Annotated in this window: 7 protein-coding genes; 5 read left to right on the top strand and 2 right to left on the bottom strand. The window is 44.4% G+C overall.

The window, feature by feature from the left end:
* Window positions 1-251 precede the first annotated feature (251 nt).
* Both ACR63T_RS00080 and ACR63T_RS00075 read left to right on the top strand, forming a co-directional pair.
* Window positions 252-2,336, top strand: a complete 2,085-nt coding sequence (locus ACR63T_RS00080) for a hypothetical protein (protein ID WP_472784354.1) — start codon at window positions 252-254, stop codon at window positions 2,334-2,336.
* A 210-nt stretch (window positions 2,337-2,546) separates the two neighbouring features.
* On the top strand, window positions 2,547-3,386 hold the full coding sequence (locus tag ACR63T_RS00075) for a hypothetical protein (RefSeq protein WP_472784353.1): 840 nt from the start codon (window positions 2,547-2,549) through the stop codon (window positions 3,384-3,386).
* Between the two features lie 102 nt (window positions 3,387-3,488).
* Here ACR63T_RS00075 and ACR63T_RS00070 read toward each other — a convergent pair whose 3' ends face one another.
* The gene (locus ACR63T_RS00070; protein ID WP_472784352.1) at window positions 3,489-4,646 is read right to left on the bottom strand and encodes a MalY/PatB family protein; all 1,158 of its coding nucleotides are present in this window, start codon (window positions 4,644-4,646) and stop codon (window positions 3,489-3,491) included.
* Between the two features lie 190 nt (window positions 4,647-4,836).
* Here ACR63T_RS00070 and ACR63T_RS00065 point away from each other — a divergent pair, with 190 nt between their 5' ends.
* From ACR63T_RS00065 to ACR63T_RS00055, 3 genes are read left to right on the top strand one after another with little or no spacing between them, the layout of a single operon-like run.
* Window positions 4,837-6,588, top strand: coding sequence for an FAD-binding oxidoreductase (locus ACR63T_RS00065; protein WP_472784351.1), 1,752 nt, complete (start codon window positions 4,837-4,839; stop codon window positions 6,586-6,588).
* Window positions 6,589-6,612: 24 nt separating this feature from the next.
* Complete coding sequence (locus ACR63T_RS00060; protein WP_472784350.1) at window positions 6,613-8,298, top strand: glycerol-3-phosphate dehydrogenase/oxidase; 1,686 nt, start codon at window positions 6,613-6,615, stop codon at window positions 8,296-8,298.
* A 32-nt stretch (window positions 8,299-8,330) separates the two neighbouring features.
* A complete protein-coding gene (locus ACR63T_RS00055) occupies window positions 8,331-9,896 on the top strand; it encodes an FGGY-family carbohydrate kinase (protein WP_472784349.1) in 1,566 nt (521 codons plus the stop codon).
* A gap of 292 nt (window positions 9,897-10,188) precedes the next feature.
* Here ACR63T_RS00055 and ACR63T_RS00050 read toward each other — a convergent pair whose 3' ends face one another.
* On the bottom strand, window positions 10,189-13,737 hold the full coding sequence (locus ACR63T_RS00050) for a hypothetical protein (protein ID WP_472784348.1): 3,549 nt from the start codon (window positions 13,735-13,737) through the stop codon (window positions 10,189-10,191).
* Window positions 13,738-13,740 lie beyond the last annotated feature (3 nt).

Below are 13,740 nucleotides of genomic sequence, written 5' to 3'. Positions count from 1 at the left end.
TCATTTTAGTTATAGGTTGTTAAATAGTGGCTGTAGAAGGTAGTCATTATTCACCAGTTTTATATATAATTTTAGTCAATATTTTGTAAAAATTTATCTAAACACCCTACAGAATAGTGTTACAGTGTTAAGGTTAATTTAACAGTATAAGCTATGGATTCGGTGGATACTTCAAGCGATATACTCTTTATTTATATTTAATCAAACCCACTCCAAAGCCTTTGCGGCCTTTGAAAATAGGATGAATCATTATGAAAACGGACTTTCTATCTCCTTCAGTTTTAAAAATTAGTGCGCTCACTCTAGCGATCGCGGCAGCCTCTTTGGGATCGACTACAGCGATGGCAGCTGAGTGTCAATTGGCTAGCGGAAATGCAGGTGGCGCGGTCAGCTTTGGGACAGACGCTTTAGCTTGTGGCCCATTCACTAGTGCCTTTGGTGATAATTCCACTGCTGTCGGTCAAAACGCAGTTGCAGCAAACGAGAACGATATAGCGATCGGAAACACTGCTTTTGCTTCTTTTGAAAACGCTATCTCCATCGGTGCTAACTCGCAAGCTGACGGCATTGATGCTGTAGCGCTTGGTGGTGGTGTTTCTACGAATGGTTCGCGTGCAGGAGCACAGGCTTTGGGTAATTCGACCACTGCTATTGGTGGTGAGAGCTTAGCGAATACTCCAGGTGCAACCGCTTTAGGCTGGCAAGCAGCAGCAACTGGCGCTATGGCTACCGCAGTCGGTCATCAAACTACAGCCTCAGGTGATCAAAGTTTTGCTGGCGCTGAAGATGCTGTTGCTTCAGGCACAAATGCTGTTGCCATCGGTAACACTGCAGTTGCATCAGGTGCCGATGGTGTGGCGATCGGCGGTGACCGCTCAGGTGGACGCGCAACGACCGCTTCGGGTACATCCTCGACTGCAATCGGTGGACAAGCTCAAGCCACTGCTGCAGGCGCATCTGCTATCGGTTGGCAATCTACGGCATCAGCGGAACGGGCGCAAGCTTTCGGTCATCTAGCCAATGCTAGTGGTGTTCGCTCAACCGCAGTCGGTGAAGCAGCTGCCGCACAAGGTGAAGCTTCTGTCGCTCTAGGTAATGGCTCAGTTGCAGGCGGCACGAACGATACGGTCGCTATTGGTAATGCTGCCAATGCAAGCAATAACTCAGCAGTTGCAGTCGGTGGTCAAGCAAATGCAGCAGGACTTGCGGCCACCTCGATTGGTTGGCAGTCCAAAGCTACGGCAGAGCGAGCGACCGCTGTTGGACATTTAGCTAACGCTAGTGGTGAACGCTCTACTGCTTTGGGTGAAGCGGCAAATGCTGGCGGCACTAATGACACTGTTGCCATCGGTAATCAAGCGAATGCAGGTCTTAATTCTGCTACCGCTGTCGGTGGTCAAGCCAATGCCGCAGGTCTAGGCTCTACTTCTATCGGTTGGCAGTCCAAAGCGACCGCTGAACGCGCGCAAGCCTTTGGTCATCTCGCTAATGCTAGTGGCGTTCGCTCTACCGCTGTCGGTGAGGCAGCAGCAGCGTCATCAGATAATGCAGTCGCTATTGGTAATAATTCGGTAGCCTCAGGTCTTGACGGTGTTGCAATAGGTGGCGATAGAAGTGGTGTCCGTCAAACGACAGCTTCTGGCACTTCTTCAACCGCTATTGGTGCCCAAGCTCAGGCTACTCAAGCAGGCGCGACCGCAGTAGGTTGGCAGTCAACGGCTACTGCAGAACGTGCTCAAGCTTTCGGTCATCTAGCTAGTGCCACTGGGGTACGCTCGACTGCAGTCGGTGAAGCGGCAAGCGCAGGCGGCTTAAACAGTATCGCTATTGGTAACGAAGCCTCAGCCGCAAATGATAATCAAATTGCTATTGGCGGTGTTGGACAATTGCAAGCGAGTACTGGATCGCAAACAGGTAATACAAACATAGTCACTACCGATTCTCGCGGTACTCTAGGTACTAGCGTCTCTGTAACCTCATTAGCTACTGCAAATCAGTTAGCCAATACAGATGCCCAAGTTGCTAATTTAAACACCAATTCAGCTAACAATACTCGACAGATTAACGATTTACGCAGCCAGTATAACCGTCAAGAAGATCGTTTGGATGAAGCCGAAGACGGCATCGCTATGGCGCTTGCATTAGAGACCCCAGTGATTCCCTCAGGCAAACGCTATGCGATGACGATTGGTACGGGTTATTACAATGGTGGCTCAGCTCTAAGTACTTCATTTGCTAGTCGCTTGAGCGATACTATGTCGATCTCAGCGGGTGCAGGCGTTGGTCTTGATACGGGCAAAGTCGGCGCACGTGGCGGCGTGACTTTTGCTTGGTAAGCTGCCTATAACCATCTATCCAAGTTAGCTAACCAAAACTTAATAGCTGAAATTACTTTTGACTCTTTAACATTAATAAAACCTCGTTACTGCGAGGTTTTATTAATTAACGCTACGATAGTATGCTTCGATACTATTTGCCCTGTAATCTTTATTAATCTGCAACTATATTCATCATCAAGCCATAAAGGCTTTAAAAAGGATTAAACAATGAAAATGGACTTTTTATCAAAATCAGCAGTCAAAATTAGCGCCCTTACTTTAGCTATCGCTGCCACCTCTGCTTGTACGGCTATGACCACAGCCACTGACTCTCAACCGAATGATGCACATAATCAAATGATGGCAAATGCTAACAGTACTGCCATTATTTTAGGCGATAGCGCTATGTCTAGTGGTACTAACGATACCGTCGCTATCGGTAATATGGCGAACGCAGGTCTTAACTCGGCAACCGCTGTCGGTGGTCAAGCGAATGCAGCGGGTTTAGGCTCAACGTCTATCGGCTGGCAGTCCAAAGCCACTGCCGAGCGAGCACAGGCTTTCGGCCATCTAGCCAATGCTAGTGGCGTACGCGCGACCGCAGTTGGTGAAGCGGCCATGGCTGGTGGCACTAATGACACTGTCGCTGTCGGTAACAAAGCCAATGCAGGGCTCAATTCAGCAACTGCCGTCGGTGGTGAAGCCGACGCTGCAGGACTCGGCTCAACCTCTATCGGCTGGCAGTCCAAAGCCACTGCCGAGCGTGCGCAAGCTTTCGGTCATATAGCCAATGCTAGTGGTGTTCGTTCAACCGCAGTCGGTGAAGCTGCCACAGCACAAGGTGCCAATTCGGTAGCGCTAGGCAATAAATCTATGGCAGGCGGCATCAATAGCATCGCCATCGGTAATGGCGCAATGGCGGCTAAAGGCAATCAAGTGGTCTTAGGTAGCGCAGGACAAGTAGCAGCTAGTACAACATCTCAGACAGGCACAGTCAGAATCGTCACTATCGACGACAATGGTACTTTAGGCACTATGCTGGTTGACTACTATAAGTCAGCTCGCTAAGAATAATATCTAGAAAATCATTTGAATATATTTGAATCTTTTAAACCTCGCTATTGCGGGGTTTTTTTAACGATATTGATAAAAATATGACCCAACTCTTATCTAGCTCATATCACTAAAGGCAGCATGAATACGATTCAACCCCTCAATAAGCACCTCTTGAGGACAAGCCACATTGAGGCGCATTTTTAGATGTCCCTCAGTACCATATTGAATGCCTGCACTAAGCTCAACTTTGGCAGCTCTAAGCTTGTCATAAAGCGCTTGATCATCCGCGCCATACGCTGAGCAATCGAGCCATATCAAATACGAGGCTTCTGGGCGCATGACTTTGATATCGGGTAGATGCTCTTGTAAAAAACAAAGGGTCAATTCAATATTAGCTTCAATATAAACTAACAGCTGCGCCAGCCAATCCCCGCCCTCTTCATAAGCAGTACGCATCACCTCATAAGCCAATAAATTCAGATCATGCTCATCACCTAAGCGCTGCTGTTGGCTGATTCTATCTATCAACTCCTGATCTTTAGCAAATATTAGTGAGCCTTTAATACCTGCCACATTAAAGGTTTTGGTCATTGAGGTGATGCTCGCCACCTTATGCTCATAGCCTTTTGCTACCCGTAAAAAGGGCGTAAACTCATAACCGCTTAAAGTTAAATCTTGATGAATCTCATCACTGACTATCGCTACATTATGTTTTTTGCAGATCAACAATAGCGCCTCAAGCTCACTTAGCCTCCATACACGACCACCTGGATTATGCGGGTTACACAATAAAAATAGCTTTACATCGCGCTCGATAATTTTGGCTTCGATATCAGCCAAGTCTAGATAATACCTGCCTTCACTCTCTTTTAATGTAGAAGTAATAAGTCGTCGGTCATTATTTTGAACCTTCGTCATAAAGGGCGTATAAATAGGATCATTGATCATTACCGCATCGCCAGCCTTGGTAAATACTCTCAACATCAGCGCCAAGCTTGGAACGACACCGTGGGAGAACAGGATATGCTGTTTATCCAATGCCAAATCATAACGACTGCTATGCCAGTTAATAATCGCCTTGTACAAAGCCTCAGTAGGTTTGGTATAGCCCAATACGCCGTGCTGCACTACTTGCTCAATCGTATCTAGAATGGGCTGCGCGGCTCTAAAATCCATATCAGCCACCCAAAGTGCAATAGTGTCATCGGTATAAGGCCATTTCAGCGATCCAGTATGACGTCTATCGATTATCTCATCAAAGTTGTGCAACATAAGTATTCTCTTAAATAGCTTTGGTTTATCAAAAAGGTCATTATGATAGCTTATTCAGCTATCTTCTATTTTAATCAATCCTACCACTGCCTAGTAGCAAGTCTATAGATAACAGTTGTTTATAGTGTGTTATGCTCAAATGAATCATATTTTATTTTACAATTATAATAAATCGATAGGTCATAGTCTTATGAGCAAAATCAAATCCATTATCCGTAAAAATGATAAAAGCATCCCTATTGCAGTCACTTCTGATAGCAAAAATGCCGACAACACCAGTCAAAATGTGGCTTCCAAGACCAAAATATCCCTAAATACGCCCATAGAGCAAACGCGCTGGAATGGTTGGGGCAATATTGATATTAATAAAAAGGTCTCGCCGCACGGCGCAAAGCTAATCAAATCGCATATCGGTAAAACCAAAAAACTTAAATCTGTCAGCATGCAACAAGTACTTAAAACGGTACCTGAATCGCGCTTGCCTACCGAGGTTACCGATCTTGCTATGGTGTCGGTTGATAGTGAAATAAGACTTAGACACGCGCGTGGTCAGAGCTTCCCTGATTGGATTGCTATGCATGGTGGCGACTTTGAAGCCTTCCCAGATGGCGTGGCTTTCCCTGAGTCGACCAATGATGTCGAGCAATTACTAAAGCTAGCACAAGAACACGATCTAATCGTCATTCCGTTCGGCGGTGGTACTTCTGTAGTCGGTCATATCAATCCACCAAAAGACGCGCGATCTGTATTAACTGTAGCGATGAGTAAAATGGCCCAGCTCACTGACTTAGATAATGAAAGTCAAATTGCTACCTTTGGTGCTGGCACGCAAGGCCCAGCGGTAGAAGCACAACTGGACGAGCACGGTTACCGTCTAGGACATTATCCGCAGTCGTGGGAGCTATCGACGCTTGGCGGCTGGATTGCTGCACGCTCTAGTGGTCAGCAGTCATTGGGATATGGGCGTATCGAGCAGATGTTTGCAGGCGGCACGCTCGTCACGCCACAAGGTATACTAGAAATCGCTGATATTCCCGCATCATCAGCAGGGCCTGATCTACGCGAGATGATGATGGGGTCTGAGGGCCGCGCAGGTATCTTCACTGAAGTCAAAATGCGCGTACAGCCGCAACCTGAGCAAGAGCTATTTAAAGTGGCCTTTTTACCGAATTGGACAGCGGGCAAAGCGGTGCTCAGACAAGCAGTACAGTCTGATATTCGCCTATCTATGCTCCGTCTTAGCAATGCTATCGAGACCAACGCCCATTTGCATTTGGGCACTTCTCCTAGTCAGTTTTTAGCGATTAGCACTTATCTAAAAGCGCGTGGTCTTGACTCAGAAAAGGTCATGCTGACCTACGGCGTCTCAGGCGATAAAGCACAGAATAAGTTAGCGCTAACGCAGTTCAACAAACTCTTAAAACAGTATGGCAGCGTTACGGGGAAAATCACTAATATCATGGGTAATGTCTGGGCACATGGACGCTTTAAGTTTCCTTATCTACGCGGTACGCTTTGGGATAAAGGCATCATGGTCGATACCTTTGAGACCGCGACTAACTGGAACAATATCGACCAGCAGATGGAGCAGATGCAGGATGCCGTTCGTAATTCTCTAGCAGATGAAAGTGAAGAAGTCATGGCTTTTACTCATATCTCGCATGTCTATAAACAGGGCGCTAGCCTTTATACCACTTACTTTTTTAGAGCGGCAAAAGATCATGCTAGTACCTTAGCGCGTTGGCAAAAGATTAAAAAAGCTGCCAGCTTAAGTGTCGCTAACGGTAAAGCAACGATATCGCATCAACATGGCGTAGGTCGCGATCATGCGCCTTACTTGGCGGCTGAAAAAGGCGAGCTTGGATTGCAAGTAACTCGTGATATGCTCAAAAGCTTAGACCCTGAGCAGCGTATGAACCCAGGTGTGTTGCTTGAAGAGTAGCAGACAAATTAATAAGAGCACCTTATGACTCAAAGCACACAACGCCAGCAAGCATTAGCGCCCCTATCTCGCCGCTCGTCTCACCGATTGTCTCAAACAGAACCTTGGGATATGCTCATCATCGGTGGCGGTATTACGGGTGCGGGCATTGCACGTGAGGCAGCAAGGCGCGGTCTTGCCGTATTACTCATTGAGCAAAAAGACTTCGCTTGGGGTACCTCTAGCCGCTCTAGCAAAATGGTACATGGTGGTCTACGTTATATCGCCTCAGGAGACTATAAAACCACTTTGCTTAGCGTACGTGAGCGCGAGCGCATGCTTACCGAGGCAAGCGGTCTGGTTAATGAGATGCACTACGTCATGCCGCACTATAAAGGCAAGTTTCCACCGCCTTGGATATTTAATACCTTATTAAGGATCTACGATAGGATAGCGGGCAAGCGCTATTTTAAGTACTTTAAAAAGGACGCTTTTCTAAGTTTAAACCCTAATATCAAGCAAGATGATTTTTTGGGTGCTAGTCAATTCAGCGATGCCGTTACCGATGATTCACGGCTGGTGATGCGCGTGCTTGATGAAGCCACTCATGATGGCGCTTATGCGATTAACTATTTAAAAGCGGTGTCGCTTATTACTAATGAGCAAGGATTAGTCATCGGTGCTAATTTAAAAGACACTGCCGATACAGACTCTACAACCTCTAATAGTAATCAAAATTACAATGTTCACGCCAAAGTCGTCGTCAGTGCCACAGGCGCTTGGGCCGATACCTTGCGCATGCAAGCCAGCAATGAGACGGAGCAAACCTTTCATAAGCAAATCCGTCCCTCACGCGGTAGTCATTTGGTCGTTAGCCAAGAGCGTTTGCCTATCTATCAAGCCTATACCTTTTTGCATCCTGTTGATAAAAGAGCGGTGTTTGTTTTCCCATGGGAGAACCGTACCGTCCTTGGCACCACCGATTTAGATCACCCACCGCTTAATGATGACGAAGTCGGTATTACTAGCGAAGAGGTCGATTATCTATTGGCCGCGACCAATGATCTGTTTGATGATGCCAAGCTCAATCGAGAGGATGTCATCAGTACGTGGGCAGGCGTGCGTCCGCTGATATCTGATGGCGGCGATGGTAAGCGCGTTAGCCCCAGTAAAGAAAAGCGCGACCATAGCGTCTGGCTCGATAATAACTTAGTGACGGTCAGCGGTGGCAAGCTAACCACCTTTCGCTTGATCGCCCTTGATGTGCTTGAGAAGTGCCAACAAGTGCTAGCGCTCGATGACACAACCATTCAAAACCAAGCAATAAATGGCGATCAAGTCTTTAGCACCGTTGTGCCAACCAATGAAAAATTCGCTACCCTGTCGCCACAGTTGCAGCAGCGCCTATTAGGGTTTTATGGTCTACAGCTCGATACTTTATTGGAGCTGGCGCACGATGATGACTTAACTTATGTCACCGATAGCAATACTATTTGGGCGGAGCTTCGCTTTGCTGCGCGCTGTGAGCAGGTTATACATTTGGACGATTTATTATTACGCCGTACCCGCTTAGGTTTGATACTGCCGCATGGCGCAATGACACCACTTATTCGCGCGAGACTAAAGCAAATATGTCAGCAAGAGCTGGGCTGGAATGAGCAAAAGTGGCAACAAGAAGTCGCTCGCTATAATGATTTATGGCAACGCTATTATCACTTGCCTGCGGCTTAGTTTTTTTCGTATCCACATAGTTAAGGACAACTATGACCACCCCCAATGACCCTATCTATTTCTTAGCCATCGACAATGGCACTCAAAGCGTCAGAGCGCTTATTTTTGATCAATTTGGCACTGAGATTGCCAAAGCTCGCGTCCCTATCGAGCCGTATTTCTCCGAGCAGCCCAATTATGCCGAACAGCATGCTGACTACTATTGGCAAAAGCTCTCCGAGGCCTGCCAGCAGTTATGGCAGACTTGCGACATTACGCCCAATCAAATCGCAGGCGTCAGTCTCGCCACCCAGCGTTATACCATGATTTGTCTGGATAAGGATAAACAGCCACTACGCCCCGCTATCGTTTGGATGGATTTACGCCGTGGCGAAACCAATGATATCGGCTTTCTAAACCCTTTGACCAAAGTCATCGGCATGGGCGAGCTGGTTCAAGAGGCGCAACAAAAAGCCCGCTGCAATTGGCTATCGCAAAATGAGCCTGAGATTTGGGCAAACACCGCCCATTACGTCAACCTATCCGCTTATCTTACCTACCAACTCACTGACAAGCTCATCGATTCAACAGGTCATTGTGTCGGCTATCTACCCTACGATTATAAAGCGCAAACGTGGCTAAAGCCGAGCGACCTTAAATGGCGACTATTTAGCTGTACACTTAAACAAATGCCAACCCTTATCCCACCAGGCCAGCTATTAGGTAGCATTACTGCCCAAGCCGCTAAAGCTACAGGTATCATTAAAGGCACACCGATGATAGCCGCCGCTAGCGATAAAGCCTGCGAAGCTTTAGGCGCAGCAGGTCTAGCGGCCGACACCGCTTGTTTGAGCTTTGGCACTACCGCCACGATTAATACTATCTCCACCGATTACGTCGAAATCCTCAAACACATGCCTGCCTACACCGCCGCCGCGCCCCACTACTACAATCACGAGTATATGATTTATCGTGGCTTTTGGATGGTCAGCTGGTTTAAGGAGCAGTTCGCCCACTACGAGCAACAGCTGGCAAAGACGCAAGGTATCGATACCGAAAAGCTCCTCGATGCAGCGGTAAAAGATATTCCAGCAGGCTGTATGGGGCTGATGATGCAGCCGTATTGGTCACCAGGCGTGCGTCATCCAGGGCTTGAGGGCAAAGGCGCGCTCATTGGTTTTGGCGATGTACACACGCGGGCGCACGTTTATCGCGCTATTTTGGAGGGGTTGGCCTACGAGCTCAAGCTCGGTTTTGATACTATCGAGAAGCGTACGCGCAAGCCTATCAAACACTTGCGCGTCTCAGGTGGCGGATCCCAAAGCGACTCTGCCATGCAGCTCACCGCCGATATCTTTGGCATGCCCGCCTACCGTCCACACACTTTTGAGGCCACAGGATTGGGCGCTGCCATCAACTGCGCGGTCGGTCTTGGCGTCTATCCCGACCATTTATCCGCCACCCAAGCGATGACTCATTTAGGCGATGAGTTCCTACCGATTGCAGCCAACGTCCAGCTCTATAAACGTCTCTACAATGAGGTCTATCTAAAGATGTATCAGCGTTTAAAGCCGTTATATCAAAGCATTCAAGATATCACGGGCTACCCTGCCAAGTAATCTGCGCAGGCTCAAGGTGTCGGCGTATTGGGAATGGTCAAAAGGTGGAATGATTTTGGCTGATAAGTTGTGGGAGCTAATCGCGCTTTTTGCTTGTATCTGTACCCCTAAGCGTGGCGGGCACTAACGGCTGATGGCATTCCTGTATTCTCGATACTACCCTCAGCCAAGTGCCCGCAACTCGCTTAGTCGCACAGGATACCGCGTCAGTCACGGCTAAAACACACCTTCGTAGCGAGGTTAAACTAAGAGTTTTAAATATGACAACTATATCAGTATCATGATTGTCTTCTTAGTTATCCTTATAATCAGAGATAACACCTTCTGCTTCCCTTTTATAACCATTAGCAAGCTCTCGAAGTGTCACTGCAAAACGGTGATAACCTGCGTTTTCAATAGCCTCTGCTTTATTATGATATTCGATTGCTAGCTTTTTCTCTGGTTCACCAGTTGGATCTACCAAATGAGCACCTCTCGAGTTGTATGAGCCAATGCTATAACCACGACGAAGGTCTCCAGCGTCTTTATCGTTCAAAGTGGCAGCAACTGTCCTGTCAATCCATAACCCGTCGCTATCTTCTGTTGCATTGTTAAGAACACTACCTATTTGTTGCATGGCAACTTCATAGTGACCAGAGTCTATACATATTTTTTCAACTTCTTTAATCCAAGTTTGAAACAAATCAGAGTCAAAGAAGCCATCCATATTTGTTCCAGGAACAGACTTCCAATTATGTAGTAATTGCCATGCATTAGTAGCTAGTCGTCTTTTATTTTCATCTACACTATCGGTGTTGGATTTTTCTTCGATAGCTTTATTAGATTTGTAAATTAGTTGAATTATTTGACAGAAGAAACTGGCGTCTGTACCAAGCTTCCATTCTAAAAGCCTAGGTCTAGCATCAAGCTTGTAATCAAGCCATGGTAAATAAGCCCATTCTATTTTAGCTAACGCTTCTTGATTTATTTCTTCTTCAGACTGTAAGTATTTTATTAACTTAACAACTTCGTATGGTACGAGTGCGTTAATAGATTCTTTAGAGTTTAAGCTAGCTAGTAGTACCTCTATACATTGCTCACTATCCAAGTTCTTACCTTGAAACATCCCACTAGATATACATCTTAAAGCTGCTCGTGGTCTCTCATAGTGTAAAAGCTTATCCACAGCAAATTTTATATCTTTCTCAATATATAAGGCATTAGTAAATGTTCGAGTCCAATATTTGGATTCATCTTCTGACAACCATGACTCGACTCTTTCCCATGTGTTTTCAGAAAATGGCAAATAAGATAAAAACTGACCTAAATCCTCTTCTGACCAGTTCAATCTATTAATATTATCAACCCAATTCCAACTTTTCTCTCTTAACGATTTTAATATGTATGAACTCAAAAACTCTTTTAACTTATTATCTGAAGTTGTCAACAAGCTTGGTAATAAATATTCATCTATCTTATTATTCGAGATACTAGCTAAAGCATACCCGACAGCTTGGGGCGAGGACACTACTTGTACAAATTCTATAACCTGTTCAATACCGTTATAAGTTAACAACTCTTCTATTGCAACCTTCCGTTTTTCATCAAGTTTACTTTGCTCTTGATTAAAGTCATCATTACTTTCATAAAGCTCAAAGTCTCTTTCTGAAAACAAATATTGATAAAGCAAAAAAGGGTTCTTTGGTGCAAATTTTTTAGAAACATCCTCTATTTTATCGACCATATGACTTGGTAATACCCACTCTGCATCTGTAAATTTACGATGCTTAACAGATAGTACTGTTAACTCGTTCCAAATACGCTTTTTATTTTCTTCTGAAAGCTCGTCAAAGGTTTCAGAGCTTAGTTTATCAATAAAAACTTCAAAACTTTTTTCAGGAAGATTGTCTAAGTTTTTGATCAACTCTACATTACGTTCAATATCTTTCTCTGTCATACCTACAATTAAATCACCGAAAAAGTCGTTCTGTTCCCAATATTCTTGATTTGAAATATTAGCTTCCCATTCACTAGAGATAATATTTTGCCATTTAGGCTTATAGTTTTCGAAAGCAGTTAAGTGCTTATTAGGTAACAACTCAAGTAATAGATTCCAACCTACATCTGGCTCTTCCCTTACTACAGTAGTTATAGCTGTTTTTCTTTTCTCCAAGTCAGCTGTAGTTTGTGGTCTCCAAGGTAGTAAAATTGTTGTGAGAGAGTTGATTGGTCTATTTACCCAATTGCCGCCTGTATCATGTCTAGCAAGTTCACCTAATATACAAACAACACGAACTAAATGTTGTGGATTCCAAGCTAAAGCTTCAAGTCCCCATAAAAGACCTGTAATATAGTTTGTCTGACCAAATCCACTACCCTCCTGTGCGAATATTTCATCGAAGGGACAAGGGTCTAAGCTCAATGCATTTTCTATTTGTTTAAGGAACTCATTAGGGTTGGCTTCAGCTAAATTAGGTAGCAAGGTGTTTAGCGTTGCCCATTGTTGCCAAGTAGCTTCACTTAACAATTCTCTCAACAAAGTACAAATTATATTTTCTGCTTTCGATGGAGTACATTGAGTAAATAGTTTTGCATGATTTCCAGTCAGTGCCATGCTTTCTGCAAGATTTTGACGCAGTATGCCTGAATATTTAGTAACTTTTCCTTGTATAGTAGCTAAATATCTTTCATCTTTAGACAACTCGAATGCAGGATCTTCTTCATTCAAGACTAGTTCTACAATAGTTTTGAAATTATCTAAATCATTATCAAAAATCAGTGAGCCTAACGTCTTAAGTAACTCTATTTTCTCATTAATCAACCAAGCGCCGTTTTTGAAAACTAGAGGACTATTAGGTTGTTTAGAAATATCTTTAATAATAGGCAAGCAATCTTCGTATTCTTTGTTCAGAAGTTGGCTTACTATTTTTTTATCGTTTTCATTTTGCTCACTCCATCCACCAATAAGCAGTAGAAGTGCTAACTCCGAGCTATGTTGATAACTGATCAACTGGTTAGACGTTTGCCCCCTACTATTTTTTAAATGGCTGGGTATTTCTATGGTAGACCTATGCTTAGCGAAATCTTTCAACAAGTCTTCAGGTAGATTATCTCTAGTTATAGTTGTACCACTTTGATTGTATGATTGAACAACATCGACAATTCTACTCCATACCCTACTAATATCTTTATTCTGAAATTGGGAAATATGAGAGTGAATTAGAGATAGAACCACACCTTTTTCATCTCCTAAGTCATAACCTAAGACCTGAAAACAGCCTAAAAAATTATATAATTCTTCATCAGTTAAATCTGTGCCATTATTGGCATTTTTTAAGTGTAGTTTAAACACATCAAGTTTATTATTAGCTTGGGAAGGGCTAAATTTAGCCATTCTAACGTTCGTAAAAAACTCCAAAGAATCCTTAGCATATTTAGCTTGGCGCAAAATAAACTGAACATTTTTATGGTCAGTTGCACTTATATGACTAGTAATCAACGCAATAATATCTTTACGTTTATTGAAAATAGAGCTATTGTTAAAGTCAGTCCACGCTGCTTGTATAACCTCACCAAATGTAGAGTCACCTTTAGTAATAGTAATAGAATGTTTTACTTGACCCAGTAGTCTGCGAGACTCATTAGTTTCCGAGTCTTCAATTAATAAAACTAAGTCATCAGTCTCATAACCTAACCTCTTACCTTGAAGAGCTATTTCTTTAATAGGCCAACATGGCATATTAGGAACATGACCTCTAGATAGCATCAAAGCTACAAAACATGCTTGAATATGCGCCTCGAAATGTGCGCCTCCGCCCCCTGTAGAAAACGGATTGCTGATTTCCTTACTTTTATTAGCCAATTA

The organism is Psychrobacter sp. M17(2026) (genome assembly GCF_055699815.1).
Note: the sequence above shows the minus strand (reverse complement) of the source record. Positions and strands in the feature narration are given on the sequence as shown.

Coding starts and splice junctions, on each gene's coding strand:
- ACR63T_RS00080 (WP_472784354.1), top strand. CDS start 252: ATGAAAACGGACTTTCTATCTCCTTCAGTTTTAAAAATTAGTGCGCTC.
- ACR63T_RS00075 (WP_472784353.1), top strand. CDS start 2,547: ATGAAAATGGACTTTTTATCAAAATCAGCAGTCAAAATTAGCGCCCTT.
- ACR63T_RS00070 (WP_472784352.1), bottom strand. CDS start 4,646: ATGTTGCACAACTTTGATGAGATAATCGATAGACGTCATACTGGATCG.
- ACR63T_RS00065 (WP_472784351.1), top strand. CDS start 4,837: ATGAGCAAAATCAAATCCATTATCCGTAAAAATGATAAAAGCATCCCT.
- ACR63T_RS00060 (WP_472784350.1), top strand. CDS start 6,613: ATGACTCAAAGCACACAACGCCAGCAAGCATTAGCGCCCCTATCTCGC.
- ACR63T_RS00055 (WP_472784349.1), top strand. CDS start 8,331: ATGACCACCCCCAATGACCCTATCTATTTCTTAGCCATCGACAATGGC.